General features: G+C 47.5%; 26 protein-coding genes. 8 read left to right on the top strand and 18 right to left on the bottom strand.

Translation table 11 applies throughout. The features are described 5' to 3' along the window. Positions 1–50 precede the first annotated feature (50 nt). Entirely contained in the window at positions 51–413 is a 363-nt protein-coding gene (locus tag QWY30_RS00860; protein ID WP_290237368.1) for a hypothetical protein, read from the top strand. Between the two features lie 21 nt (positions 414–434). After that, positions 435–1208 (top strand): YoaK family protein, encoded by a 774-nt coding sequence (locus tag QWY30_RS00855; protein WP_290237365.1) that lies wholly within the window; start codon positions 435–437, stop codon positions 1206–1208. A 19-nt stretch (positions 1209–1227) separates the two neighbouring features. On the opposite strand, the gene QWY30_RS00850 is transcribed toward QWY30_RS00855, so the two are convergent. Together QWY30_RS00850 and QWY30_RS00845 are read right to left on the bottom strand one after the other, a co-directional pair. Continuing rightward, on the bottom strand, positions 1228–2394 hold the full coding sequence (locus tag QWY30_RS00850; protein ID WP_290237364.1) for a mandelate racemase/muconate lactonizing enzyme family protein: 1167 nt from the start codon (positions 2392–2394) through the stop codon (positions 1228–1230). A 24-nt stretch (positions 2395–2418) separates the two neighbouring features. After that, on the bottom strand, positions 2419–3387 hold the full coding sequence (locus tag QWY30_RS00845) for a Bug family tripartite tricarboxylate transporter substrate binding protein (protein WP_290237362.1): 969 nt from the start codon (positions 3385–3387) through the stop codon (positions 2419–2421). A gap of 98 nt (positions 3388–3485) precedes the next feature. On the opposite strand from QWY30_RS00845, the gene QWY30_RS00840 reads away from it, so the two are divergent. Further along, on the top strand, positions 3486–4397 hold the full coding sequence (locus tag QWY30_RS00840; protein WP_290237361.1) for a LysR family transcriptional regulator: 912 nt from the start codon (positions 3486–3488) through the stop codon (positions 4395–4397). A gap of 31 nt (positions 4398–4428) precedes the next feature. Here QWY30_RS00840 and QWY30_RS00835 read toward each other — a convergent pair whose 3' ends face one another. Then, a complete protein-coding gene (locus tag QWY30_RS00835) occupies positions 4429–6114 on the bottom strand; it encodes a caspase family protein (protein ID WP_290237359.1) in 1686 nt (561 codons plus the stop codon). 393 nt (positions 6115–6507) lie between these two features. Here QWY30_RS00835 and QWY30_RS00830 point away from each other — a divergent pair, with 393 nt between their 5' ends. Both QWY30_RS00830 and QWY30_RS00825 read left to right on the top strand, forming a co-directional pair. Continuing rightward, on the top strand, positions 6508–6690 hold the full coding sequence (locus tag QWY30_RS00830; protein ID WP_290237356.1) for a hypothetical protein: 183 nt from the start codon (positions 6508–6510) through the stop codon (positions 6688–6690). Then, on the top strand, positions 6690–7478 hold the full coding sequence (locus tag QWY30_RS00825) for a hypothetical protein (protein ID WP_290237354.1): 789 nt from the start codon (positions 6690–6692) through the stop codon (positions 7476–7478). Before QWY30_RS00830 ends, QWY30_RS00825 begins: the two co-directional genes overlap by 1 nt. Before the next feature lie 24 nt (positions 7479–7502). Here the strand turns inward: QWY30_RS00825 and QWY30_RS00820 are convergent, their stop codons facing one another. The 7 genes from QWY30_RS00820 to QWY30_RS00790 all read right to left on the bottom strand — a co-directional run bounded on the left by QWY30_RS00820 (position 7503) and on the right by QWY30_RS00790 (position 14181). Next, positions 7503–8294 (bottom strand): class II aldolase/adducin family protein, encoded by a 792-nt coding sequence (locus QWY30_RS00820; protein ID WP_290237352.1) that lies wholly within the window; start codon positions 8292–8294, stop codon positions 7503–7505. A 93-nt stretch (positions 8295–8387) separates the two neighbouring features. Further along, entirely contained in the window at positions 8388–8762 is a 375-nt protein-coding gene (locus tag QWY30_RS00815) for a hypothetical protein (protein ID WP_290237350.1), read from the bottom strand. Between the two features lie 128 nt (positions 8763–8890). Beyond that, positions 8891–9088: a hypothetical protein gene (locus QWY30_RS00810; RefSeq protein ID WP_290237347.1), complete on the bottom strand. Its 198-nt coding sequence runs from the start codon at positions 9086–9088 to the stop codon at positions 8891–8893. Between the two features lie 108 nt (positions 9089–9196). Next, complete coding sequence (locus QWY30_RS00805; protein WP_290237346.1) at positions 9197–10369, bottom strand: MFS transporter; 1173 nt, start codon at positions 10367–10369, stop codon at positions 9197–9199. Between the two features lie 24 nt (positions 10370–10393). Beyond that, a complete protein-coding gene (gene sorU / locus QWY30_RS00800) occupies positions 10394–10741 on the bottom strand; it encodes a SorU family sulfite dehydrogenase c-type cytochrome subunit (protein ID WP_290237344.1) in 348 nt (115 codons plus the stop codon). Between the two features lie 41 nt (positions 10742–10782). Next, the gene (gene sorT / locus QWY30_RS00795) at positions 10783–12012 is read right to left on the bottom strand and encodes a SorT family sulfite dehydrogenase catalytic subunit (RefSeq protein WP_290237342.1); all 1230 of its coding nucleotides are present in this window, start codon (positions 12010–12012) and stop codon (positions 10783–10785) included. Positions 12013–12177: 165 nt separating this feature from the next. Then, complete coding sequence (locus QWY30_RS00790; RefSeq protein ID WP_290237340.1) at positions 12178–14181, bottom strand: autotransporter family protein; 2004 nt, start codon at positions 14179–14181, stop codon at positions 12178–12180. Here QWY30_RS00790 and QWY30_RS00785 point away from each other — a divergent pair. Beyond that, entirely contained in the window at positions 14150–14536 is a 387-nt protein-coding gene (locus tag QWY30_RS00785; protein ID WP_290237338.1) for a hypothetical protein, read from the top strand. The two genes, QWY30_RS00790 and QWY30_RS00785, sit on opposite strands and share 32 nt — an antisense overlap. A 198-nt stretch (positions 14537–14734) precedes the next feature. Continuing rightward, positions 14735–15106 (top strand): hypothetical protein, encoded by a 372-nt coding sequence (locus QWY30_RS00780; protein ID WP_290237336.1) that lies wholly within the window; start codon positions 14735–14737, stop codon positions 15104–15106. A gap of 376 nt (positions 15107–15482) precedes the next feature. Here the strand turns inward: QWY30_RS00780 and QWY30_RS00775 are convergent, their stop codons facing one another. Next, positions 15483–16445 carry a Bug family tripartite tricarboxylate transporter substrate binding protein gene (locus QWY30_RS00775; protein ID WP_290237334.1) on the bottom strand — a complete coding sequence of 321 codons (963 nt, stop codon included), beginning with the start codon at positions 16443–16445 and terminating at the stop codon, positions 15483–15485. 195 nt (positions 16446–16640) lie between these two features. Between QWY30_RS00775 and QWY30_RS00770 the strand changes: the two genes are divergently transcribed. After that, positions 16641–17843, top strand: a complete 1203-nt coding sequence (locus QWY30_RS00770) for an aminotransferase class I/II-fold pyridoxal phosphate-dependent enzyme (protein ID WP_290237332.1) — start codon at positions 16641–16643, stop codon at positions 17841–17843. A 153-nt stretch (positions 17844–17996) separates the two neighbouring features. On the opposite strand, the gene QWY30_RS00765 is transcribed toward QWY30_RS00770, so the two are convergent. The 7 genes from QWY30_RS00765 to QWY30_RS00735 all read right to left on the bottom strand — a co-directional run bounded on the left by QWY30_RS00765 (position 17997) and on the right by QWY30_RS00735 (position 26585). Beyond that, positions 17997–18812 carry a hypothetical protein gene (locus QWY30_RS00765; RefSeq protein ID WP_290237330.1) on the bottom strand — a complete coding sequence of 272 codons (816 nt, stop codon included), beginning with the start codon at positions 18810–18812 and terminating at the stop codon, positions 17997–17999. A gap of 545 nt (positions 18813–19357) precedes the next feature. After that, entirely contained in the window at positions 19358–20539 is a 1182-nt protein-coding gene (locus QWY30_RS00760) for a beta-barrel domain-containing protein (RefSeq protein WP_290237328.1), read from the bottom strand. Beyond that, positions 20536–22302 (bottom strand): type I secretion system permease/ATPase, encoded by a 1767-nt coding sequence (locus QWY30_RS00755; protein WP_290237326.1) that lies wholly within the window; start codon positions 22300–22302, stop codon positions 20536–20538. The genes QWY30_RS00760 and QWY30_RS00755 overlap by 4 nt, the downstream gene beginning before the upstream one ends. Continuing rightward, a complete protein-coding gene (locus QWY30_RS00750; protein ID WP_290237325.1) occupies positions 22299–23633 on the bottom strand; it encodes a TolC family protein in 1335 nt (444 codons plus the stop codon). The genes QWY30_RS00755 and QWY30_RS00750 overlap by 4 nt, the downstream gene beginning before the upstream one ends. Before the next feature lies 1 nt (position 23634). Beyond that, positions 23635–24204 carry a DUF4214 domain-containing protein gene (locus tag QWY30_RS00745; RefSeq protein ID WP_290237323.1) on the bottom strand — a complete coding sequence of 190 codons (570 nt, stop codon included), beginning with the start codon at positions 24202–24204 and terminating at the stop codon, positions 23635–23637. A gap of 318 nt (positions 24205–24522) precedes the next feature. Further along, complete coding sequence (locus tag QWY30_RS00740) at positions 24523–25929, bottom strand: ATP-binding protein (RefSeq protein WP_290237321.1); 1407 nt, start codon at positions 25927–25929, stop codon at positions 24523–24525. Continuing rightward, a complete protein-coding gene (locus QWY30_RS00735; RefSeq protein WP_290237319.1) occupies positions 25926–26585 on the bottom strand; it encodes a response regulator in 660 nt (219 codons plus the stop codon). The genes QWY30_RS00740 and QWY30_RS00735 overlap by 4 nt, the downstream gene beginning before the upstream one ends. Position 26586: the final 1 nt, after the last annotated feature.

Below are 26586 nucleotides of genomic sequence, written 5' to 3'. Positions count from 1 at the left end.
GCTGATATAAAATAAAATAACTTATTTGTTTTAACTTAATAAGGGCTGGTGTGAAGCACCCCTGCGACAAGGACGAAAACATTCACCCCGAGGAAGTCCCCACGACTTGGGACCTCGCGGGTGTGACACTGTTTCGTACGCTCGGCTATATCGTGGGGTTACCTAGCTTTATCGTCGGCACCGCAGTCTTCATGCTGGGCTTCGCACTGAAAGATACGGACATCCTGAATATTGCGTGCGTCTTGTACAGCCTCGCATTCGTCTCAATTGGAGGTCGTCCGGTCTTGCTCAGACTGAATCCACAAAACGAGATACAAGCCCTCAAGATCGCCGCACTCTCCCTAGTCGCAGGCGCGTTATGCTATGGAATCATGCTCGCCATACTCACGGCAATCGGGATCAACATGATCTAGTGCGTCAACCCATGGAGTCGAATGTCTCTCGCGTTTTTCCTTAAGCTCACTGGTAAGGACCGTGAACCTCGGTCCAACTGGATTCTGGGTTGCATCATGGCGCTGATCGCAGGCGCTGTGAATGCGGGTGGATTTCTGGCGATTCAGCGATACACCTCTCACATGACAGGGATCATCTCCGGAATCGCAGATGACCTGGTCGTGAGTGATCTCACCGTTGTACTGGCAGGTGTTGCCGCGCTGTTTTGCTTCATTGCAGGTGCCGCGACCACCGCCATTTTTATCAACTGGGCACGACGACGCAGACTGCATAGCGAATATGCATTATCTCTGGCGCTCGAGGCCGCTTTATTACTCATATTTGGTCTGTTAGGTGCCAACCTGAACATACTAGTCGAGGTTTTTGTCCCGACCACTATGTTGCTTCTCTGCTTCATCATGGGGCTGCAAAATGCGATCATGACCAAAGTCTCTCGCGCGGAAATACGCACAACCCACATGACGGGCGTTGTCACCGATATCGGCATCGAGCTCGGTCGCCTCTTCTACTGGAATAAAAGCAAACACCTTCCACCCGCAGAGGATGTGCGGGCCAACAGGCGAAAGCTCAACATTTACCTGTCTATTTTTTCAGCGTTTTTGATGGGCGGCATTCTGGGCGCCCTGGCATTCAAGACGGTCGGATATTTCACGACCGTCCCTATCGCCATTTTTCTACTGCTCATTGCCTCACCACCGATCATTCGGGACGTTTTTTTCATCATCAAGAATCAAAAACAACCCGAATCTCCTTGATTCAGCGTTTACGCGCCTATCACTGATCCACGACGAAACCATCATAGTGTGGCCGCATGGAAATGGGCTTCACAAGTGGAGGTCTGATCTTGTGCGCATCTGGCAAGATATTCATGCCCAAACCAGGTCCATTCGGAATATCCACGAAACCATCTTTGGGCAGTGGTACCTTGTCGACGACATTGCTGCCGAGGTGAATCGGCAGGGACTCAAAGGTGCCCGACTCAAAACCAGTCGCGTATTCTTGAATCGCAAAATTCGGGATCGCCGCAGCCAGCTGTAAACATGCGGCCAAGCCGATCGGTGACAACGGGTTGTGCGGAACCACTTGGACTTGATGCGCTTCAGCAATAGCTGCCACCTTTTTAGCGCCTGTGATACCACCGCACAAGCACAAATCAACACGGGCATATTCAACACCGCCACGTGCCATCAACATTTGAAACTCGTAAATAGTGGAGAAGCGCTCACCCGTTGCAATCGGAATATGAATTTTCTCCGCCACGCGCGCCATGGCATCATTACTTTCAGGACGAATCGGATCCTCAATGAACATCGGATGTGTATGCTCGACCCCGCGCGCAAACACAATCGCCTCGGCAGGTGTTAACCGTCGATGGATTTCCAGCAGCAAATCCACCCGATCTCCCACCACCTCACGCATACGCTCCGTGTTTTCGATCGCATCACGCATTTTCTTGATATGCGTTTTAAAGTAGACCTTGTCATGCCCCTCGTCCAGGAACGGATTCAAATGCCCAAACGCAGTGAAGCCTGCATTCATTTTGGCTTCGCATTCGACTAGCATTTTCTCGATCGTGCTTTCGTAGATATGACCGTAGATACGCGCCTTTGTTCGTGCTGCGCCACCCAGCAACTCATAGATAGGAACATTCAGCGCCTTTCCCTTGATATCCCAGAGTGCCATATCGATCGCAGAGATCGCGGCATTTTCTGCAAGACCTTGAAAATAGCTAAAACGGTGCATCACGTTCCAGTGATGCTCAATCGGATAGGGATCCTTGCCTTCCAAGTACTCCGCAAATCTCTTGATACAAGCTCCAGCCGCTTCGATGTGTCCCCAGGTCCCGGCCTCACCGAATCCAGTAATCCCCTCGTCTGTTTCAATGCGTACAAACATGAACTGACCCACATGCCACGGCACAACTTTTACAATTTTCATCATGTCTCTCTTAAATATAGTTTGTAATTAATTCTCTACTTTGATCGAAGATTTTTTGATCAACTCTTGCCAGCGTTTAGCCTCAGCTGTAATAAATGTATTTGCCTCAGCGGGTGAAATATTGACGGGCTCGGCACCTGCGGCGATCAGTTTATCTTTGAAATCCTGCTTGGCAAGTTCTTGAACTAGCATTTTATTCAGTTGTTGAATAATCGCGACGGGCGTATCTTTTGGTGCTGCCAAGCCAAACCAGTTAGCGACAACAAAAGCAGAGAGACCCGCCTCGGTAGATGTGGGAACAGTCGGAAGGCTCGACACTCGCTTGTTACTCGCGACGGCAAGTGCCTTGATTCGACCTGATCCCAAATGCTGGGCAACAGTGGGCGCTGCAGTAATCAAAACCTCTACTTGACCACTGAGCAAATCTTGCAGTGCGGGGCCCGAACCTTTGTAAGGGATGTGCGTCATCTCTATTCCAGCGACAGATTTCAACAACTCACCCGCCATGTGGGGGCCGCTCCCTGAACCGCCAGAGGCGAAATTAATCTTGCCTGGATTGGCTTTGGCATATGCCACAAACTCTTGCAAATTGTTCACTGGAACTTTTGAACTGATGGCCAGCACATAAGGCGCTTCGGCAAAAATACCAATCGACGTGAGATCGCGAACGGGACTGTAGGTCAACTTTGGAAACAACGCCGGCACAACCGTTTGCGTCATTTCGTTAGAAAGCAAGGTATATCCATCCGGTGCAGCGTTCGCCACGTATCCCATCGCGATGGTACCGCTCGCCCCACCCTTGTTTTCAACCACAAATGACTTACCCGATGCGCCATGCAGAGCGCGAGCCAAAATCCTCGCCACGATATCGGTCGTACCACCCGGGGCATACGGAACCACAATCGTGACGGCCTTGGACGGGTAGTCACTCTGAGCCCAGACAAAATTTGTCAAAAGAATCGTGCTTGCCAAAAGCGTGCGAATCAACCTAATCATGTCATCTCCCTAATTTGTATTTGTATGTTCGAGTTTTGCTTATTTCAATAAGTTAAAAATAGATTTAAACTGAACATACTCTTCAAATTAAGTTAAGAATGAAAGAGATCCCAAACTCCTCCGCTGAAATGGCGTTTTTTAGCTTGCTGGCCAGACTTGGCAGCCTGAGTCTGGCTGCCAGAGAGCTGGGGATCACACCGCCGGCCGTGACGCGAAAACTCAATCTGCTTGAGCAAAGACTTGGGGTTCCGTTGCTTACGAGAACAACCCGAAGAATGAGTTTGACTGCCGAGGGCGAGGAATACCTCAATCATGCGCGCAGAATTTTGGCGGAAATCGACGATGTAGAACATCGTCTTTCCACATCGATGACAGAGCCCCAAGGACTCCTGCGTGTCAATGCGACGCTGGGCTTTGGACGCAGTCACATTGCACCGATTATCTCCAAGTTTCACGAGACCCATCCGAACGTTCAAGTCGAATTGCAACTGACCGTCAATCCCCCGCCTCCCTCGGATCCTTCTTACGATGTTTGCATTCGCTTTGGAGAGCCACCTGATGCACGTGTGATTGCCAAAAAAATTGCTGCGAATCGCAGATTATTATGCGCGGCGCCCAGCTATCTTTTAAAGAATGGCACACCCAAAACACCCAGGGATCTCACTCAACATCGCTGCATCGCCATCAAACACGGTGATGAGGCGTATGGATTGTGGCGCTTATCTTCAGCTCAAGGACAGGAAACAGTCAAAATCAACGGACCGTTAACAACCAACGACGGAGATATCGCTGTGCAATGGGCGCTCGATGGTCATGGCATTCTTTTGCGTGCGGAATGGGATTTGGCGAAATATCTTAAAAGCGGTCGACTAGTATTGTTGTTGAAAAACTACCGAGCACCACCCGCAGATATTTATGCTGTCTACCCGCAGAGGCATCACCTTGCGCGAAGAGTCCGTATTTTTGTGGATTTTCTGAGCCAATCCTTCGAAAAGAATCGCATTCAATAACAGCGATCGAAACCTCGGTCTCCTAACGGTGCTAAATACTTAAATCCAACACTGTTTTTTGCTGATAAAGCTCCATCAGTTCCAGACGTTCTGAAAACACAATTTGACCATTTCGCTTACGCCTCATGGTCTCGCGCTTCACCGAAAAATTCAAGCCAGGAACTTGCCAATTCGTTTCTGTGAGTTCAACATCATTCGTCACATTCCAACCGTGAGCATCGACCCTGAACGCATCAAACTCTCCTGCAGGCACACGTATTTTTTCAACTGCGGCGATTCGTACATCGTAAGTCACAAATGAACGCTGACCATTCACAGTACTGATATTCGTCGCTGTCCATTTCTTTCCAAGCTGAAACTCAGCAGGGATCATCACTAGAGGCGTATCAAACTTACGACCCCGAACAGACATAGGATTGCCCATTAAATCCAGAATAATCCTGCCATTGTTAATTTCAACAAGATCGGCATCCGTATCAACTCGCGTGATGGTCGCGACACGGACCTCGGTCTCAATTCCCGACAACATATCAGAGATCCGATTTTTTGCCTGATCACCCACGGTGAAAATCCTGCCAAGCTCGTAACGTCCGACAGAATATGGACTCTGAGAGGGCTTCCATAGCTTGGGCACAGTGAGCCCGGGGCCTAACCTGACCGCCCCACCCGTCTCTGGAGGCGCGAAAGGTTTCATGTTTCCCGCGAGCTCTTTTTTATTTTTGGCTGAAGCTACGCCGCTTGAAGAAACAGCGGAAAATGTCGGTTTAGAGGATTGCTCGACCATGAGTTTTTTTAATCTCTGGTGAGCCACCTCAGAAAATCGCCCATTGGGATATTTACGCAAATAGGCGACCCACTGATCCTGAACTTTTGAATCTTTGACCTTTGACCAATCCGCAATTTCTTCCTGAATTAAACGTTCAAGATCAGACGCGCTTTGCTTTTTATTAGCAGAAGCAAAGAGATAGACATCTGACTCCAGCGAAGTAGTCTCCCAAGGGATTTGATCTCCGTTTGAAGCCAATCGAACATTCAAACGTACTCTTTTAAGCGCATCCTCGACTCTGACGTTCGGCAAAGAAAGTTCTCGAACGAGATTCTCGGTGTAGAGACCATTCGCTCCACTGCCATCAGAGGCGACTTTTCCTGGAGAAGTCGAATAGGCCAACAGGCTACCGACCGGAGCATCAAACTGCGACAATCCCTTACTTTCTAATTTATAACGATTGCCAAAAGGATCATCCCGACAGGCATCAAGAATGATGATAAAAGTTTTATCTTTAATCTTGCTCAGCTGACTCAGCAGGTTGTTCAAGTCCACACAACGTGACTGCATGTCTGCACGCTTTGTCACCACAGCATCGACCGGCACAAGGTAGTTACGCCAATCAAGTTGCGCACCGTGCCCTGCGTAATAAAAAACGACAACTTGTGTTTGCGACTGTTTAATCACCTGAGTAAAACGGTCTATCGAAGCGATCAAGTTCGAACGTGTCGTATTGAGCTGAGTATCTGTGACAAAGCCAGCCGTTTGAAGGAGTTTGGATACTGCAGAGGCATCATTGACCGGATTGCCAAGAGGCATGTCACTATATTGACTGTTTCCAATCACGAGCGCCTGATGTGCCGTGGAATTTTGCGCAGCAAATAAATCTGAAAACGAAGCTGCAGGCGCTAAAGAGGCCAGACCTTTAAGAAAGGTTCTGCGAGAGCTCATGTGAATTCCGTGTAAAGAGAGACAACATCAAGACTAATTAGCGACTCGCTGATATTTCAAGCTACTTCTCTTTTGGATATATTACACTTGTTAAAAACACATACATTACGAGACTCATAATCAGGCCTAGAGATGAAAGCTCATCAAATATATTTGTTGTTATGCACTATATTGATTAGCATCTTTATACCGATTCAAGCGCAGACTCTGATCAGTGAGCAAGAGGCTGCACTTCCTCCGTATACCTCGAAACCAGCTTCTCGTAGCATTATCCGAGGACCCATAGTCAAGTGGATAAATCCTAAAAATGGGATCGTAGTCAGCTCCCCGTTTGAGCTCAAGGTACTACTTGAATCACGCGAAGGAGTAAAAATCGATCCATCTTCTCTAAAGGTGACCTACCTCAAGTCACCAATCGTCGATCTCACACCTCGTATACAAACAGCGGTCACCCCTAACGGCATTGAGCTTAAAAAAGCGATTGTGCCACCAGGCTCCCACACCATCCGTCTCACGATCAAAGACGTCGAAGGTCGCGAGACGAACTCACAGATCACCATTCAGGTGAATCCATAATGAAATGTCCATACTGCGTCGTCGAACTCAATCATCAGGCGCTTGTATGTCACCAATGCAAACGCGATATTGCTTTACCCAAGCAACTGATGTCGCGCATTCACGAACTCGAAGAACAGCTTCAAGCATTACACACTCATCAGCACGGTCAGGGCGAGTCCGCCTCGCCAGCGATCGAGACAGAAACCTGTAGAATCGCAACGACCTCTCACGAGAAATATCGCAATTTCTTTTTTGATTTTGCAAAGTTTTTTATGTTGCCTCTGCTTTTATTAGTATTGGCACATGTCTGCATCACGATTATCTACGACACCAAAATTTTATATCTGCGTCTAGTAACACTTATTTTGCCGATATGTTTTGGATATTTTTTATGCCACAGACAATCTCGCAACACGCTTGTATGGCTGGTATGTGTGGTAACACTGGGATGGGTCGCCGTTGCGTGCATGAGTGCCGTGACCAGCTACGTAGACGACTCACCGATTTGGCCCCAGACGATCTATGTATGGCGAGACTTGATCGAGTTTGCAGCGAGCATTTCGTTCAGTTATATAACCGGGATGTTGCTAGGTAGACTCTCATTTTTAAAATCAAATAGCATCATGGTTTCCACGAGCGTCAATCGACAGACCTCGGGTAGCTGGCTTGCAGATAAAAATGATGAGCGTGTACCGTCCGCATCTTTACAAATGATCGCTAAAAAAATTAGCGAGTTCACTGCCACAATAGGTGCGATTGTCACGACGATTGTTGCTATCTACACGGGTTTGAAAGGTTTGTTTTAAGCCAGTGTAGATAGCAATACTTCATTAATTTTTATAAGTCGGGTCACTACGATCGAGTTTGCGTAGCAAGGCAGGCCACTCCAGATCACCAAAGCGACGACGCGTATTGGCTTGGTAGTTGTTCCACGTTTCCTCCAGCACCCTTTCAGAAACTTTGACTAAGGGGGAATTGCATGCCATGGAAGCAAGCTGCGCATAGCAGGAAAGCTCCAGGCGGTGCATCCAGTTAAACGCCTCGCCAATAGTCGCACCCGCAGTCAGTGCGCCATGATTACGCAAAATCAACACGTTGTTTGTGCCAAGATCTTTCACCAACGATGCTTTCTCGGTATCCAGCAGAACCACGCCTTCGTAATCATGGTAGGCGACTTTCAGAAACCGCATTGCGGTTTGCGTCAGCGGCAGTATGCCGCACTCCAGGGACGATACGGCCATCGAGGCCCAGCTGTGTGTATGCAACACGCAACCCACATCGTGACGCGCTTCATGGATGGCGCTATGGATGACAGCACCCGCACGATTCACGCCATAACCCAAACTACCAAAGTCCGGTCCACCCACAACCTTGCCGGAGAAGTCCACCTTGAACAAACTCGAGGCAGTGATTTCCTCATACATCATGCCATAGGGATTAATGAGATACACACCCTCTTCGCCCGGAATACGCGCAGAAATATGATTGGCGATCATGTCCGACAAACCATACATCGCCACCAGTCGATAACATGCGGCCAGATCCACACGCGCTTGCCACTCAGCCTCGGAAACTTTCCCTTTCAGTGAGGGAATTTCAAGGTAACCATCTTTTACTTGCATGACATCTCCATTATTTTGCGGTCGTTTTGATTGTTATATTTTTTTCATCATACCGCTTGCACTGGTGAAGTCACTGGCCAGGACTGATGGTTTTTAAGACTTGTGATAACGCTGCAACATCAGCGTACCCACTATTACGGCGCCCACCAACACCAAGATACCGAGCACCCAGGTAATCCAGATGGCGGGAACAAGCCATCCAAGCACCATCCCCATCGAGGGCAACACACTAGAAAAGTTCTCAAGGATATCCTGCATCATCTGAATAACACCTGTCCACATAGCCGGATCGAACCATGGAGTCAACCAGACCGGGATGACGAGATTAGTTGCCATCCCATCGAGACTCGTGATCGTCCCCCCGGACATCTGCTGCGCAGACCACTTGACTGCCTTGGCCAGCAAGGCGGCCCCACTTGTCCACAACAGGGCCAACAGGGCAACACTGCCCCAAAGTATGACTTTCATTTGAGCACTCCAGTAGACAGCCGTGAACGGCAAACGTATTGGAGTGGATCATGAAGGGGAAATAACTTCGTATCAATCGAACTTTTTATGATCTTATGTTCGGTTTTTTCATAATAAAGATTGCTAAATCAATGAACAACTCGAGCGATCCAATAGACAATTCCAACTAAGGCAGAGGCACCACCCAGTAAACGCCAAGTCATGCTGTGAAGCTCACGGTGCAAATCTGCCTTGGTCGCAAAGGTATCCAGACGCGTTTCAATTCGAGCCAGTCGATCGCGCGCATCCACCGCAAAAGTTTCTAAATCACTGACTCTGGTTTCCATTTTGCTCGTCCAAAAATACAGGCAAAATATTGTCTCAAACCCAGAGTTCGGCAACAAGAACTGAGATGAAACAAACTGTCACCACGAACAATAAACCGATCATTTGAATCAGCTATTTTTTTGGTGTAAGAGCAAGAATCCAGACAGGGCCGCCAAGCCGCCAACAAATCCATACGGCAAAGCATAATCATCGAATGCAGTCACGATTACCGAGAACAGCGAGGGTAATAACAACACACCCGCAAACATCAGGCCGGAGCCTAAACCTGTCGCCTCCGTTCTCTGCGTCCCCCCAAGACGTGCCCACTCCGCATAGGCGAGCCCCGTGAACCCACTCGCCGAGGCGCCCGCAACCGCGCTCAATGACAGCACCACCCAAGGTGCCCAATTCATTCCGAACTGACCAGTTAGCAAAGCGGCTGCACCCATAATGAAACCCTGCCAGGCCAATAATGAATGTGCGGAGAGCCATTTATCCGCCAACCAACCCCAAATCGGCCGACTGATGACCGCAGCCAACTGATAGACCGCCAAGGCCCAACCCGCCTGAACCAAATCAAATCTCGTCTTACTCGTTAAATGCACCGTGATAAAAGCGATAAAACAAAGCTGTAAGCCGCTATAAACAAAGCTCACAAAAGCTAGACGACGAAGCTCAGGACGGTCGAACAACATTTGCACCGGTGCGAAGAGTCCTTGACTGAATATTTGACGACTCGGATCCCGATCAGCATCCCAGGCGAGACGCGTACATTCCAGCAGCAATATCACGGCAAGCACAGGTAAAGTCTGCCACAGCAAGGCAGCTTGCCAACCCAGACTCAAAGTCAGTGGCGCCATCACCAAACCTGCCAATACGCCCCCAAGCGGCACGCCGATCTGTCGAATGGAGAGCACCAAGTTCATGATGCGTGGGGGTGTACGCGGCACCAGCAGGTGCGTACTCGCCGGCGCCGTCGCACCATAGGCTAATCCAAGGAGTGCGGCACCCAGTACGACTGAGAGAACACTTCCGACCGCGCAAGACAGCAGCATGGCGAGCGTAGCCATTAAGACCAGTTGGCTCACTCTGACCGCACCAAAACGCCGGATAAAGCGCGGCGACAACAGTGCAGAAATAATGCCGACACCATAGACGGTCGAGATAAAGAAACCCACAAGCGTGCCAGGGACCTCTAGATCCTTGGCAATGACCGGAGCAACAACTGGAAACGAGTAAGCCGCCATCGTCGCCAGACTTTGCGTTGCGAGTGTGGCGATGAGCGGAAAAACCGGAAACATGAGTCGATCGCGACTGATTCGGTTTTACTCGCGACTTGCTTTTGCGACGTATTCAGAGAGAATTTGCATCTGCTCCGGAGTCAAGCTGGTATAGGCAGGCATTTGACCAATACCGTTCTTGAGAGCGTTCAGGACACGAGCTGCATCGGGCTGCAGCTCCGTCAGTGAGGGACCGACCGCGCCCGCAGCCCCGGCTGCATCAAGAGTGTGACATATCGCACAAGCAGGAGTTGCACCTTTTAAGAACAACTGCTTGCCGACTTCATCATTTGCCGAGGCAACAGAAGCCAACCCCGAAACAAACACAAGCGCGGATACACAAGCAACCGCTCTGGTCACCTCAGCGAAATGAATGAAGGTTTTTTTTAACATTGAAATCAAATGACTCTCGTAAAAATGTTGTCAATCTGAGTTTAGGCCACATCAATTTTTACAGTGTGTGCGATCCAGCCACTATTCAAATACCCTGCGGCGTTCTCTGTGGATTGAGCAACCTGCTCAACGCCAGACTTGGTCGTGACACGGCAAGAAACATCGTACTGTCCGGGCTTCAAGTTTGTGGCGAGAACAAATTGACGCCATGCGTACTTACCCAAATCTGGACCAACTAGCCGAGCGGCCTGCCATGTCTTACCACCATCAAGCGAGACATCTACCTTGGCGACATCCTCGAGTCCACCCATCGCAACACCGGTAATTTGGACAACACCCGCTTTGACGGGACCACTGTCAGGCGAAGGCGATGTCACCCAAGACTTAGCATCCATCGTCCAAACAGCGGGTTGACTTGGATCGCCCTTTTGACCGACAGGTGACATCCGGTATCCAGTCTTTTGGATAGCCGCCTGTGTCTGCTCTTTGGTAAAAGCCAAACGCTTGATGTATTTAATATTGTTTACACCACTGTAGCCAGGAACAATCAAACGCAGAGGACCACCATGCGCCAACGGCATTGGTTCGCCGTTCATTTCCCAGGCCAGCATCGCGTCTTGCATCGCTGCAACAGGCACAGAACGCTCGACAATGACCGCACTAGGATCAATGCCCTCGGGAAGCTTCTCGCCTCCGGTGCCCGTCATATAGACCATTCCTGCGGATACTCCGCCTAAAGCTTGAATGACGTCGCGAACTGGGACCCCCGTCCACATCACACAACCCGCTGCACCCGTCTGCCATCTAGTACCGCTTGGTTTACCAGGAAACAAGCCGCGACCATTACCTGAACATTGCAGCACAGTCGCCATTGTTTCGAGTCCGATCTGTTTGAGATCAGTCACAGAAAGAGTCTGCGGCTTTCCAACGCCTTCGAAATTGATTTTCCAAGCATTCACATCCCCGATATCCGCCTCCGAAGGTGCTGGCAGGTTATTACGGATAAACAGGCGATCGGTCGGTGTGATGATGCTTGAACCGATAGCGGAACGCTTTGTTTCAATGGTCGTCGGAGTATGAACAATCATGCTGTCAGCATGTTTCCAGCTGACATAGCTGGGTAGTGGTTTTGCCTTGGAAGCGGCAGGGGCCGCTGCAGTGGCAGCAGCCTGCTGTGCAGAGGCAGCTGATGGTTTAAGTCCAGCCGCGGCAATCAAACCGGCGGTCGCACCTAGCAGATTCCGGCGTGTAATTTTGATTGAATTTGTCATGATGACTCCTTGAGGAATGCGCACATCAGTGATAACAGCCGTCGAGCTGAAAGCACCTGAAGAAAATGTTGAGCGCTGGTGCAGTCTGATTTGCTGCGTATCTCCAAGAATAACTGATCTGGCGCCTGCCGAATCAAAATCCTTTTAAAAACTGGGATTTGGGTCTCAAAACTGAACCCTCACCCCAAAGTTCACAGCGCCAAGAGTCTGACCGCTGCGAGCCTCCCCCGAGAGTCCAAGATAGACGTAAGCGTTTTCGGCAATCTTCGCAGTACCGTAAAGACCTGCCTGAACAAACGTAGCGCCCGCATGGGGGGTGGTAACGCTTGTATTGATCCCTGCAATCGAAGCGTTCAGTATTGGATTGAACACTCCTGAGGAGTCTGCGCCGACCCCCACATAGGCGCGGTAAGTATATGGATTTGTCATGGGAGAGTTGGCTTTTGATCCTGCAGCGATGCCGATCACGCCCCGTACGCCATTGCCAGTAAAGCTATTGACACTCAGGGCTGACGCAGCCCCCCCCTCATTCACACCAGATTGCATCACGACCTGCCAAGTCACTCGAGCATAGGGCGTAATCCTGACATGCTCGATATCCACCGGGCGGCTGACGCCCAAGCTGATCATTGCGTCTTGACCAGAGATGTTCTTGTTTTTGAACCCATTACTCAACCCCGTGACATCTCCACGTGACAGATCGCTTGAGTTCAAACCGAAGCTCGCCGTGGCATCCACGATGTACTCCTGCACAGGCAACTTGCCATAAGCAAAAACAGCGCCCTGCTGAATGGTGCCTGAGCCGTAACTTGGATTAAGCGTTGTATTGGATAAAGCCAGACCACCACCGACCGTCATACCATGTGTGGTCAAGAAATCCGAGCCAAATACAAGCTGGTAAAGATTGCTATTCCAGCCGCCAGAGTAATTGTCGCTCGTGCGATGACCTTTTTGATAGACTAGATCACCCCAAACATTACCGTTTGCAAACCTCTTGGCCTCCGCATTGGGATTGACGCTTGGATTGGAGCTGACAGCAGGCGAAGGCACTCCACCTGAAAGCGCAGCATGGCTTGCTTCCATGAGCGCCGTATTACCGGCAGGCGATGTCAAAGTGTTGGGCAACCCTATTCCCATCGTGTCGCCCATTCGAGTCAGTACGGCTTGTTGCACACGCTGTGTTGTTTGTGCAATCACAGCGACGGCAGCTGCATAGACCTCGCCGGCGAGACTCTGAGCGTAGCTGACGAGATTTGATGCGCTCTGAGTCGAGCCAGCGTACAGTAGCTGATCCTGTGCTGAGTTCGAGGTGCCAGACTGAGTCGCCGTGACCATTTGATCAAGTGCAGCACCAACGGACTGAGCGTTCTGATTGCCCGAGTTCACAGCGATCGTTGATACATAAGACTTGGGAATCACCGCAAGATCAAGACTATTCGTGCCATCAAGGTTGTAGAACGGCAAAAACTGCCTGTCACTAAGCAGCTCCGCAGGCTGCGTGAGCGTTGAAAATTTGCCAGAGATACCACCATCAGCCGTGATGATACGAAAACGATCACCGATCACTGGTGTGTAGGGCGTACTGCCATAGCCAGATTCTTCGCTATTGAATAGGTTTGATAAAGCTGGGGTCAGAGTCGAGCCGGGATTAATAATGAACTGGCCGCCTGTAATGTTCAAATAGGAGTAGTACCCTGTTGCGCCAACGGGTGAGCTTTGTGAGGCCTGCGTCGTGCCCGCAATATCTTGTTGGTAGACCGAACCATTCGTCATGACAACATTTGCATTGGCATTGATATAACCGGGTGAGTTACCAGGCTTGAACAAGCCGGCAACAGTGACAGGACCTGGAATGGTTCCTGTACCAACAAGCTGAGCCCCCGGTGCCACGTAAACATCACCAGATCCCAAAGTTCCGCCAAGCAAGGACAGCGTACCTGACTCGACAGTGGTGCCACCCGTATAGGTGTTCACTCCAGACAAAACGGTCATTCCAGAACCGTTGAATGTGACCCGACCTGACCCTGAGAGTTGTCCCAATAGCTGAGCCGCCCCAGCTGTTGGGGCACTAATTATTCCGCCTTCGCTCAGGATAGACAGGGCTTGTCTGGAACGTTCACCTTTGGTTAAAACAAGTGTGCCACCCGCAAGCACAGGATTTGCGGTCACTCCGACGGCATTCAAACTTACCGTTGAACCTGTTGTGATGTTTGTTGTGGATGAGGAGTTGCTGTTGCTGTTGCTGTTGCTGTTGCTGTTGCTGTTGCTGTTGCTGTTATCGCTACCACAAGTGCTAATACAAGTGACTATGAGATCCCAGGATCTACCAGTTCTGTTACTTAGTGACCAGTTATACAAAGAACCGTATGTGCCAGAGGTGGCACCATTTAAGTTAATTACATCAAGACCTGTAAAGACATCCGTATATGTGCCAGGCGTTAACGTGGATGCTGCGATACCAGATACACCACCAGAATATATGCCAAAAATAGTTGAACTTGAAGGACTGAAAACCGCAAGTTGACCGTATTTTGATGTTGAAGTAACGATGATGTTGTAATTGGTAGGAAGTGGTCCCCAGTGCTTCAGTGCAGTTGTGCTTGGTGTCGCGCCATTCCCACCTTGACCATTGTTAAGATTTGAAACAGAGCCCTGACCCAGATAATTGTAAATTCCATAGCCCGTTCCTCCAGAGCTTAAGGCACCAGTATTGGTTAAATTTGTGATGGTGCCTGATAAAGAGACACTGCCGTTAACTATTGCTGAGCCAGCACCACCAGCGACATTGCCTCCTTTGATTGAACCTGTATTAATCAGATTGGTTATATTGCCTCGGTTCGTAAAGGAATCATTATTACTAGAAATAGATCCATGGTTATTAAAAGTCGTAATACTGGAGTTAGAGTTAAAAATACTAGTGCTTGTAGTGGTTATCACACCTGAGCTGGAGTTTGTGAAAGTGCCGATCCCAGGAGTTGAATTTCTCATTCCACTAAACCCAGAAATTGTTCCATCATTGACTACTGTAGAACCCGCCCCGCCAGCTAAAATGGCATACCCCGAAGCAGACAAGGTTACTCCGCTGCTAATATAGATAGAACAGTTAGGGGTTGAAGCAACTGAAACCGAGATATTCCTGTTAGTGGAGACGTTTACAGGACAAGGCTCATCGGCTTGGGCACGGCCGAACAAGGCTGTCAATATGACAATAAAAATAATTTGATGAGATTTAAGTTTCAAATCCAAGTTACAGCTCTAGATGCTTTGAACAAGCAAGATGAACATGTACACACGTTATCTCACTAAAAAAAACTGGTGGATTTTACAAACTAGAGTGTGAAAGTTGCTCTCAAATACTGGCAATAAAAAAGCACCCGAGGGTGCTTAATTTATCCTTAATCATGAGCCGAGCAAGCGCTGTCTTTGCTTGAAAGTCTCTCTAAGAAATTGAGGACATCATCTCAAACTACTTATTGCATTGCAGCAACAAGCGGTTTGAGTTCTTCGCGTATCAACTCAAGCGACTTGGTAAACTCCGCTCCAGGCATATACGCAAGCACGGCCGCATCATTTTTCACAGTCGCCACGAATGCAGGATCAGCAATCGTATCTTTAATCGCTTGCTGAAAGCGATTAGCAATATCGTCTGGCAATGCTTTAGGCCCTGCAATCGCCCGTTCCGAGGTCACTCGAATTTTGTAGCCGTACTCGTACACAGATGGCACATTAGGTATAGCTGACACCTTTGATGGATTCATCACCGCAACAGGTATGATGTTTTTCATGTTGCCATAACCTGCGAGATATTCTCCCACACTCGCAAAAGCGAAATCCACGTGCCCGCCGATCAGAGCGCTCTTAAACTCACCCGCTCCTTTAAACGGAATGTCTGTGCCTTTGACCTTGGCTGCAGCTTCAATCTTGAGTAAAGCCTGATGCCCACTGGTGCCTCGTCCGCTTGTCGCAAAAGATAACGATTTAGGATCCTTCTTAAGGGCCTCGATAATCGAAGGAATTGTTTTAAATTTTCCATCATCGCGAACCATCAATACAGCCGGATCATCGACGACGCGCGCAATGATACGAACGTCATCCGTTTTGTATGTCGCCTGCTTGTACATCGGAATAAACACAAAGCCCGGCACATTAATAAAGCCAACTGTGTAGCCGTCTGGTTTCGCGCGCGCCAAATATGTTGTTGAAATCTCACCACCCGCGCCTGGCTTATTGACTACAACGATTCGGGCTTTACCCCCCAGTTTCTTTTCAAGGAAAGGTACAAGCGCCCGAGCCATCAGATCCGTGCCACCGCCCGGGGCGAAACCAACCACCAATTCAATTGTTTGGTCGTCAGGCCAGGCAGCAAAGCTGGGGGCACACAACACACTTAATACGACTGCAGCGGAACAAGCTTTAACTTTCCGAAGTGACATGGAGGTCTCCTTTTTTATAGTACTTTTAGTTTATATTCGGATCACTATACGTCTGGTATGCAAATGAAGGCAAGACTGTTTTAAATAATATGTAAATAAACTTGCTTGTGATGTAGAACGCGCTTTAGAAAAAAATTTCAGCTTCACAATAACAGCTTCAATTACAGTGTACTCAACGCTTGATAAGGTTAACCAATGAGTCTGATCGCTGCTCGTCTGAATCGAATCAAACCCTCCCCTAGCTCAATGGCGAGCCAGCGTGCGCGCGAACTACGTGCAGCGGGTCGTGACATCATCAGCCTGACTTCGGGTGAGCCCGATTTTGATACACCAGCACACGTTTGCGAAGCAGTGGTCAGCGCGATGGCTGCGTCCAAGACCAAATACACAGACGTCGGCGGTACACCAGAGCTCAAGGCCAGCATCATCAAAAAGTTCAAGCGTGACAATGACTTGGACTATCTTGAAAATGAAATCATCGTCGGAACAGGAGGCAAACAAATCATTTTCAATGCACTCATGTGTACCGTTGAGGCGGGCGCTGAAGTGATTGTGCCCACACCTTATTGGGTATCCTACCCCGATATTGTCTTACTAGCCGAAGGCAAACCTGTTTTTGTACCCGGGTTACCACAAAACGGTTTCAAGCTCAGCCCCCAAGACCTCGAGTGCGCCATCACTCCGCGCACGCGGTGGCTCATACTCAATGCCCCTAACAATCCGAGCGGCGCTGCGTATACTGCCGCAGAGCTCAGGGCGCTGGCTGATGTTTTGCTTCGTCACCCCCACGTCTGGATCATGACCGACGACATTTACGAACATATTTTGTATGACGGTCGTCAGTTTTCAACCATCGCTCAAATCGAACCTGCACTGAAAGACAGAACCCTCACCATCAATGGCGTATCCAAAGCCTATTCGATGACCGGCTGGCGCATTGGTTACGGAGGCGCACCCGCCGCACTCGTCAAAGCCATGACAAAACTTCAGTCGCAAAGCACATCCAACGCATCGTCGATCAGCCAAGCTGCCGCGACAGCGGCCCTCAACGGCCCTCAGGACTTTATTGAAGAGCGCACAAGAATCTTTCAAGAAAGACGGGATCTGGTCGTGGGTGAGCTCAACACCATACCAGGCTTGAGTTGCCACCTCCCGGAGGGTGCGTTCTACGCGTTTCCGTCTTGTGCAGGCGTCATTGGAAAAAAGACTCCCCAAGGCAAGATCCTAAAAAGCGATGAAGAGTTTGTTTTATACCTGCTCGAACAACAAAATCTCGCGGTCATACAAGGCGACGCGTATGGAGTCTCCCCGTTTTTTCGTATCTCGTTCGCAACCTCCATGTCTGAACTTAAAGAAGGCTGCCGCAGATTACGTTTGGCGTGTGAAGCGTTGAGTTGAATGAGCCAGATCTGTCAGTACATTCTTCCGTTGCATAAAATAAAGATTTACACATGAAAACAAAAAAGCACCCGTAGGTGCTTGATATGCGCTCTAAAAGGCTCAGGCGTAGAAACCTTAGAGCCTTAGAGAACGCCAGTGAAACTTTTAATTTTATTTACGTTCCATGATCCAAGTAATATTTTTATCGCCTTTAAACTGCAGGCGCCCATCAGGCAGCAAGACAGCACTTACAGAATAGAATTTTCCATCCTGATAGACCTGCTCGCCTTCAAAGGTGTTTTTTCCTGTGGCGCGAAGAATGATGATTTCATCACCTACTTTAAACTTTGCGCTGTTCGTAGCAGTTGCTGTGCCAAGTCCGTTGTTCAGTGTGTAGCCGTATTTCCATTTTGTACTGACCCAGTTTCCATCAAGCGCTGTGATGGGTCCTGTCGCTGGACCTTTACGCATAGGCGTCAGTATCAATGCACTGCCCAAGCCGGCTGACTCGCATTGACGAACTGAGTAAGCAACACCTTGATCCATAATGTAATAGTTGCCGCAATCACCCGAACCTTGATAATCAGCATCCGAGGTGTCCACGATTCTAAAGGTACTGTCGCTGAGTGATTGGAGGTTAGTCTCCAACGTATCCACCAGTTTCTTTTCTCCTGCCAGATACTGGGCGTCCATGTTTTGAACGTTGTCTCGAAGAGCTTCACGCATGTTTTGAAGTGTTGCGAGCATGTTCTTTTTAGTCGTGGTGCCTCCATAAAATGCGATACAACCTGTATGTTGTCCAGCGGGTATCTTGCCCACCCATCTACAGATTTTGCCGGCATCAACAATATTTTTGGAGGTGACGATGAGTTGGCCGTCAGCGGAGTCCCAGAAACCGAGCCACTGCTCGTTTATCTGTTGAGCTGCCGCGCCCGAAGTAATACAGGACAGGGCGAGGATGATAATGGATAAGAAAACGCGACGCATTTTTATACTCTCTGTTGAATACCAATTTGAGAATTATATGAGGCTTGGTCTTAGACACACAGCGAATCAAGGATGCGTCATCGGATTGGCTTAGGGAATTTATGGACAAACAAAAAAGCACCCGAAGGTGCTTAATTTGCAAAAACAGATCTGGCGTAGGCGCAGTCCTACAAAATACTTATAACCCAATGATAAAAAACAATTTTTTAAATTTACATTAATTTGGAATATAGTTTGGTACTATAAAACCAACCTTTTAAAGTACTTTTAGGTTCCCTCTGTTTTTTGTCAACGTTAAGGTAATTTTCATGCGTCGAATCTTTCCCCTGATTGTTGACTAAGCCAGCCATGCAGATAAATTGTTTAGAGGGAAATATCCGAGAGTTAAATACTGCCTTTTTAGGCTGTAAAAAAATCTCAACATACTCAAAGCTAATGTATCAGACCTTGTCTCGCGTCTGGAATCGTTTTCCAAAGACCCACTAGTGTTTGAAACTATTAATGATGCAAGTGATTTCAATTCTATTTAAATCAAAAGATCCAAGCTATCGTTCACGAAGTGCCTGAGTCACGGCCTGTAACGGTCTGAAAAGATATTCAATCACAGTCTTTCTACCCGTTAAAATTTCGACAGTTACAGTCATACCTGGCTTAGGATGCAAAGAAACACCGTGTCTCATCACGTTTGGATTAAGAATGCGTATGAACAAACGGTAGTAACCCTCTTCCAGATCAGCAGGACTTCCACTCGATTTACGACTACCGCTTTCGTCGCGCAGCGTATCAGGACTAAAGTTTATCAACTCACCCCTTAGACCGCCGTATTTATTAAAATCGTAAGCTGATAGTTTTATTACTGCGGATTGACCAATCTCTAAAAACGCAATCTCTGATGGTTTAACATAAGCTTCAACTAGCATTTCGTCATGTGTCGGGATAATTTCAAGAATATTTTGTCCTGCTTGTATCACTGCGCCGATTGTTGTCGTTTGAATTTTTTTTACGATACCCTTCATCGGTGAGCGTATGACTGTTCGCTTAAAAGCATCTTCTCGAGCAAGCACTAATTCGCGCGTTTGAGCCAAATCTGACTCTACACGACTAAGTTCGTTACTTGATTCGGTTAAGTGGCGGTTAGTGCGCTCAGCAATTTGTCCTTCCAACTCCGCTTGCTGGCGTTGAAGGCGAAGAAGCTCCACCTCCGAAACTACCCCCTTTTTAACCATCGGCGCCGTTAATGCTAACTCTCGGCTAATTGCAACGAGCGATTTACTTAGAGCAGAGAGTTGTTGTTCAAGTGCATTTTTTCTAGCCTCAAAAACTTTGTGCTCACGCTCTCTCAGTACTGGCTGTGCATCAAGTTCGCTTGGAAATACAAGATTATTGCTATAGGCCTCTGCACGCAATCGGGATGCCTGGGCAAGCAATGACAACATTTTTTCACGAGTCTCACGGTACAGCGATCCGGACCGAATATCATCTATACGTAACAGGGTCTGATCTTTTTGAACTAAGTCTCCTTCACGTACAAGCAATTCTGACAAGATACCTGAATCTAAGCTTTGCACAATCTGCTCTCGACTCGCAGGTATGACGCGTCCTTGACCTCGTGTGATTTCGTCTAAATCAAAAACAGAGGCCCAGATCAGCGCTAAAACAAGTACAAGCGCTGACGTCCATACCAACAGACGTAATACTTTGCGCTCTTCGAACTCACTCTCAATCATTCGCTTACCTGTTGCATCGATTTCGCACTTCGAGCGCGAGCAATTTCCGCCCCACGGGCTAAGCTTTTCATAATTTCATCACGAGGTCCTTCAGCTAAGCATTTTCCATGCTCAAAAACAGCAATACGATTTACCCAAGTGAGTAATTGCAGCCGATGAGTTGCTAATAGTAGTGTGCGCCCCTGCAACCAGGTCTGCAATACTTCAATGACTAGTGTCTCTGTCGCTTGATCCATATTGGCCGTAGGCTCATCCATAAATACATAGACTGGGTTACGCACCATCATTCGCGCAATGGCAATTAACTGTCTTTGGCCACCGGAAAGCCCTCCTCCTGATTCACTCAATGGCATCTCAAGACCCAGCGGATGGGACTGAACAACATCAAAAAAATCTAATTTTTTCAATACATCAATAATTTCCTGATCTTGAATTTTTGTATCAGACAAAATTAGATTTTCTCGTAATGTTCCCCTAAATAACTGGGGATCCTGACCGACATAACCTAAGTTGGAACGGAATTGCTTCGGTTCAATTTCATTCATATCGAAATCATCGACATGAATTCTTCCTGCATTGGGAGTATAAAGACCAGACATCAATCGAAGAAATGTACTTTTCCCGCTGCCGACCTTTCCAAGTAACGCGATATGGTCACCTGGATTAAGATCCATTGAAATACCTTTGATAACTGCGCCGCGATCGATGCCCGGGTATGCGAATTCAACAGAATCTGCTTTTAAACTACCTTTGAAATTTTTTAGTTTGACGTATCGTTTACCTAAAACATGATCGCTCGGCCGCTGCATTAATCCATCAAGTGTCTCTAAGGCGGATGCAGCTTGCTGGTAACGAGATGCGAGGGACATGATACTTCCCAAAGGAGCTACAGCACGCCCCGCCAAAATTACCGAGGCAATCAACCCACCCAAGGTCAGAGAATTAGATGAAATAAGATACACACCAAAAACGACCATGGAAACAGTTCCAAGCTGCTGTGCCGTCGCGGTTAAGCCCATCATAAAGTTTGTAATAGCTCTTGTATTTTTATATGAATCTGCTGCAGCTAAATTTGCAATTTCCCAACGACTTTGCAAATAGCCTTCAGCATTGTGAGCCTTTAGTAACTCGAGATTCAGCACAGACTCAACTAATACACTTTGACGGTCCCCAGCCTGCTTCATACCTTCGCGCATAGAGCGCATCAATGGACGCTGGGCAACCAATCCAACAATAATCAATAATGGAACTATTACGGCCGGAATAAGTACGAGTGGACCGCTAATTAAACCGATCAATACTAAAAATAAAATTATGAAAGGCATATCTGCGACCAGGACCAAGGAAGCAGATGAGAAAAAATCCCTTAACGCTTCAAAATCCCGCATTGAGCTTGCAAAAACACCGATAGACTGTGGTCGGTGCTCAAGTTTGATTGCCATGATTTCGCTTAGCAACGTGGCATTAATTGCTAAATCTGCTTTTTTTCCTCCAAGATCTACTAATCTTGCCTTGACCCAACGCATCAAAAACTCTAAAACAATTGCTATTGTTGTACCGATTGCCAACGTCCACAACGACACAAATGCTTGTGATGGCACGACCCGATCATATACGTTCATCGTAAAAAATATTGAGGCTAAAGTCAGTAAGTTGGCGACAACTGATGCCACCATCGACTCAAAATAGAAAAGCCTGAATTTCCACAACGTTCCCCAAAACCAATCAAATGCTGGTCCAGAAATCTTTTCGGTTTTTTTCATCGGGATTCCGTGATCAGCAACCAAGTCGCCTGAGGATTCATGCCAGGTAAAGGCATGGATTGACTTCTTACGTCATTAGACGGCGCATACGAACTCGCAAGCTTTCCAATTGTTGCCATGATTCGCGCATAAAAAATCTGCTCATCAAAACGTGCCGCTAAGGCATTACTTTGGTAGTTGTAAAGATCGTTTTGCACATTTAACAAATCAAGTAATGATCGACGGCCAATTCGAAACTGACTTTCATAACTTGATACCAGTATTTTCGCAGTGCGCTCCTGTTTTGTACCAAGAGCAGCCCGATCTTTTGAGGAAAAATACTCGGACCATGCTGAGAGAAGTTTCTCACGCAAAATTAAACGTGTATCGCTCAAATCAAATTCGGCTGCTTGTAAATTTGCTGATGCTGTGCCGGTCGCTCCAGTTGCAGAACCTCCTGTAAAAATAGGAATAGACACATTAAGCTGAGCGACATAGTCGCCCTGACCTGAACCTTGATTGACTTGCTTCCCATAAGTTAAATTGACTGTCGGGGAGTGTTGAGCACGTGCGGCACCTACGCTTGCCTTCGCTACCTGAACCTGAGCAATCTTTAAAGCAATAACAGGGTGCGAATCAACCAAGTACCCTAATGCCTCATTCGAGCTTCCTGGCAATCGCCCAACCATTGCGTTTAGACCTTCCGGTTTGACTGGCATCCTCCCCATCAACATGCGAGAAAGTCGCTGACTGGCCACTTCCAATTCAGTCTGCCTTTGCTTTAATGACAGGCTGGCACTTTCAAAACGTACTTGCGCTTGGTCTAAATCAACTTTGCGTCCAATGTCAATTTCAGCAATGGTTGTAATGTCGCGACGAATTCGTTGATGTTCTTCGAGATTGGTTTGGGCTAGTTTCACAAGCTGTAATGAACGCGCCCAATTCAAATAAGCTTCTGTTACAAGTAATGCGACATCATCTCTTGTGATTCGCTGCTGTTGACGGCCTGCGTTTGCTAGTGCTTTAGACTTCTCGACATCCGACTCAATTGCCCAGCCCGACCATATATTCATCGTGACTGTTGGAGATTGAATCCAATTACTAGGAATATTTCCAGTGTTATAAGAACTTTGCGTACCTGACCACGCTACTTGTGGGTAATGCGCACCTTGAGCCCTAATGATGTCGAAATCAGCGGCTTGTGTTCGTGATTGTGCAGCAAGTATTGATGGATACTGGCTTAGAGCTATATTCACACTTTCTTGTAGGCTTTGCGCGAATGTAACGTTCCCATAGTGCATCAGAGCAAGAGCTATGGGAACGCATTTTCTTAGCAAAACAACGCTAAACACCTTATCCTACCCAAGCTTGATAATCGACACCATTTACAAGTGCCTCTGCTTGCAAGCGATTTTCTGTAGATTCTGAAAATCCAATTAATACCGACTCGCGTGTTGCACCAGACTCTAACTGAGCAATCCAATTTGCTTGGCCCGACGCATCAGGGGAGCGATTAAGCACATTGAGGTACAGTTGAGTGACATACTCGCTGTCATCCAAATCACCATATCGGGATTGAAATTCTGTACTGGTTACAAAACCTCTAGCCACATCGTCTAGATCAGCACCACTACGCAACAAATTAGTCCAGTTTGCGAGACCAGTTGGATCCGGAGTGCGATCTAGCGCAGCCATGTATAAACGAAAGGCTTGACCATCATAATCGTCATCGATTTCAGCATAGCGAGCAGTACTAGCTGGCGTATTTGGCGTTGAAGCATAACGCCTGTCATCACTATCACCGTAACGATCATCATCACGCTCGTAACGCTCATAGCGATCATCATCGCGCTCATAACGCTCATAGCGATCATCATCGCGCTCGTAGCGGTCGTCATCTCGTTCATTCTCGTAACGGCTCATAAAGCACCTCTTAAGTCAGTATCTGTTCATAATTCCTAAGGGAATTAACAGTTGCCGATCAGGCATTCTGTAGTTGGAACTTTAATGTTCCATTCTTAGGAGAAACTTAAGAGATTAAAAACTATCCATAAATCCTAACCATATGGAAATAAAGGGTATTTTTAAAAAAAAGTAAAAATAAATACACGCATCAAGAATATGACGCGAGTGTGTTGTAACGTGTAACTGGGATGTATGACCGCATTATCAATGATGCAATCAATTTTCACTAAATGAATCTTACGAAAACAAGCGCAGTAATTATTAGAATAAAAAAATTTAATCGAGTTTCCAAACAATCTCAGCCCTAAGCCCACCCGTGGGGATGTTTCGCAATATCAACTCTGCATGGTGTAGCGATGCAATACGCTCAACAATTGCCAGTCCTAGACCAGTACCCTCCTCTCGCACATCGGTTCCACGCCGAAAACGCTGGGTAATCGTAGGTAAATCTTCAGGGTTAATACCTGGACCATAATCTTGAACATACAAACCGTACTGTTCGTCTTTTGCCCAGCTGCCAGCGAAAATTGTAGTCCCCATTGGGCTGTACCGAGCAGCATTGCCCACCAAATTAGTAAGTGCGACATTTAACAACTCTTCATCAGCTCTGATAGTGCTCAGCGACGATGATACGTCAAGCACCAGATTCTGATTTTTTCTTTTTAGAGTTTCTGCCTCAGTATCTTGCACCTCTAAAAGTAAAGTTTTTATATCGATATTGTCGAGTTTTAATTGGCCAAGATTTTCAGGGTCTAAACGTGCCAATTTGAGCATCTGCTCAATCAGTCGCTGGGATCTATCCAAACCCTCCAAAACCTGAGACATGAATTGCTCTTTCTGAACTGGGTCAGAAGTAGCACATGCTAATTGAGCGTGCAGCTTTGTACCGGCCAGAGGAGTCCTGAGCTCATGCGCAGCATTTGAAGTAAATCTACGTTCATTTTTGATACTTTCACTTACGCGCAAAAGTAAGCGATTAAACGCATGGATGATTGAACGCAGCTCTAAAGGAATTTTATAGTCTGAGACGGGTGAGAGATTATCAACTGACCTTGTCGACAAACTCTCTGCAACACGATCTAGAGGGCGAATCGAACGTGTGACCGAAACGTACATGATGAGCATCAAAATCGGAAATGCGAAGAACAATGGAATAGCAATACGTTCCGCCACATCCAAACCAATTAATTCGCGGCTCGAAAGCGGATGAGCTACTTGCAGATGAAACCGTTTATCGAGGCTCTTTTTTACGTAAATTCGCCAAATTGTCCCATCAATTTCTTGTAAATGAAACCCAGGCTCAGCGAAGTGATCCATAGATAAGGCGTTGGCGGACATCAAAATAACAGGACCTGATTCCTTGCTAATTTTGAAAGCTAATTCTTGCTCGTAGGGCAGCCTATCCTCAATATCCAGTTTTTCAATTAATGCAGTCTTTTTTTGATCTGTGCCATCTTCTGCTAACTGACCGAAAGTGTGATTAGTTTCCTCGTGAAAAATCTGAGCCTCAAGGAGTCGAGCGGATAATGAAAGCTGACCATCGAGTAGCTCCTCAGCTTCATGCTTACCTTTGTCATATGCAATCAGAACTAGCGCTAACCATACGATCAATAACGGAACAAATATTGAGGTTAGCAGTCTTCGCCGAAGAGAGCCACTTGAAAGTGCCTCGCGCCAGCTCACAGATCACCCATCACGTAACCCATTCCACGAACAGTTGTGATCATATCAACACCAAGTTTTTTTCGAAGGTGATGTATGTGTACCTCTACAGCATTACTCTCTACTTCATCACCCCAACCATAAAGACTTTGCTCTAAATCAGCGCGAGAGCGTATGTGATTTTGATGGCTAATTAGATCATGAAGCAGGGCGTACTCTTTTGCTGACAAGGTAACATTATTGCCATCTACAGTTACTCTGCGTGCAACTGGGTCTAAAGAAATATTTTTATAAGTTAACTGAACTGAACCAGATCCCGCAGCTCGGCGCAAGAGCGCCCGTATACGAGCCTGCAACTCTGGCAAATCAAACGGCTTGGTTAAATAATCATCTGCTCCAGCATCGAGACCTTCAATTTTGCTTTCTCTCGTATCTCGAGCCGTCAATATCAGGACAGGTACATTGTTTCCTTGACGCCGCAAGGACTGAAGTACCTTGATGCCATCCATGCGAGGCAAATTCAAGTCCAACACGCATGCTGCATATTCACCCGAGTCTAGAGCAAGCAAGGCGTCTTTTCCGTCCAGTACCCAGTCGACAGCGTAGCCTGACATCTTTAGTGCTGCCTCGATACCACTGCCTAAAGAGCGATCATCTTCTGCAATCAGAACGCGCATG

It is taken from the genome of Zwartia panacis (assembly GCF_030410395.1).
Classification (GTDB): domain Bacteria; phylum Pseudomonadota; class Gammaproteobacteria; order Burkholderiales; family Burkholderiaceae_B; genus Zwartia; species Zwartia panacis.
Note: the sequence above shows the minus strand (reverse complement) of the source record. Positions and strands in the feature narration are given on the sequence as shown.

Bases quoted from the DNA above. Each gene is read 5' to 3' on its own strand.
- QWY30_RS00770 (WP_290237332.1), top strand. From the start codon at position 16,641: ATGAGTCTGATCGCTGCTCGTCTGAATCGAATCAAACCCTCCCCTAGC.
- QWY30_RS00775 (WP_290237334.1), bottom strand. From the start codon at position 16,445: ATGTCACTTCGGAAAGTTAAAGCTTGTTCCGCTGCAGTCGTATTAAGT.
- QWY30_RS00840 (WP_290237361.1), top strand. From the start codon at position 3,486: ATGAAAGAGATCCCAAACTCCTCCGCTGAAATGGCGTTTTTTAGCTTG.
- QWY30_RS00760 (WP_290237328.1), bottom strand. From the start codon at position 20,539: ATGATTGAGAGTGAGTTCGAAGAGCGCAAAGTATTACGTCTGTTGGTA.
- sorU (WP_290237344.1), bottom strand. From the start codon at position 10,741: ATGTTAAAAAAAACCTTCATTCATTTCGCTGAGGTGACCAGAGCGGTT.
- QWY30_RS00805 (WP_290237346.1), bottom strand. From the start codon at position 10,369: ATGTTTCCGGTTTTTCCGCTCATCGCCACACTCGCAACGCAAAGTCTG.
- QWY30_RS00735 (WP_290237319.1), bottom strand. From the start codon at position 26,585: ATGCGCGTTCTGATTGCAGAAGATGATCGCTCTTTAGGCAGTGGTATC.
- QWY30_RS00820 (WP_290237352.1), bottom strand. From the start codon at position 8,294: ATGCAAGTAAAAGATGGTTACCTTGAAATTCCCTCACTGAAAGGGAAA.
- QWY30_RS00845 (WP_290237362.1), bottom strand. From the start codon at position 3,387: ATGATTAGGTTGATTCGCACGCTTTTGGCAAGCACGATTCTTTTGACA.
- QWY30_RS00755 (WP_290237326.1), bottom strand. From the start codon at position 22,302: ATGAAAAAAACCGAAAAGATTTCTGGACCAGCATTTGATTGGTTTTGG.
- QWY30_RS00810 (WP_290237347.1), bottom strand. From the start codon at position 9,088: ATGGAAACCAGAGTCAGTGATTTAGAAACTTTTGCGGTGGATGCGCGC.
- QWY30_RS00745 (WP_290237323.1), bottom strand. From the start codon at position 24,204: ATGAGCCGTTACGAGAATGAACGAGATGACGACCGCTACGAGCGCGAT.
- QWY30_RS00850 (WP_290237364.1), bottom strand. From the start codon at position 2,394: ATGATGAAAATTGTAAAAGTTGTGCCGTGGCATGTGGGTCAGTTCATG.
- QWY30_RS00855 (WP_290237365.1), top strand. From the start codon at position 435: ATGTCTCTCGCGTTTTTCCTTAAGCTCACTGGTAAGGACCGTGAACCT.
- QWY30_RS00825 (WP_290237354.1), top strand. From the start codon at position 6,690: ATGAAATGTCCATACTGCGTCGTCGAACTCAATCATCAGGCGCTTGTA.
- QWY30_RS00765 (WP_290237330.1), bottom strand. From the start codon at position 18,812: ATGCGTCGCGTTTTCTTATCCATTATCATCCTCGCCCTGTCCTGTATT.
- sorT (WP_290237342.1), bottom strand. From the start codon at position 12,012: ATGACAAATTCAATCAAAATTACACGCCGGAATCTGCTAGGTGCGACC.
- QWY30_RS00835 (WP_290237359.1), bottom strand. From the start codon at position 6,114: ATGAGCTCTCGCAGAACCTTTCTTAAAGGTCTGGCCTCTTTAGCGCCT.
- QWY30_RS00815 (WP_290237350.1), bottom strand. From the start codon at position 8,762: ATGAAAGTCATACTTTGGGGCAGTGTTGCCCTGTTGGCCCTGTTGTGG.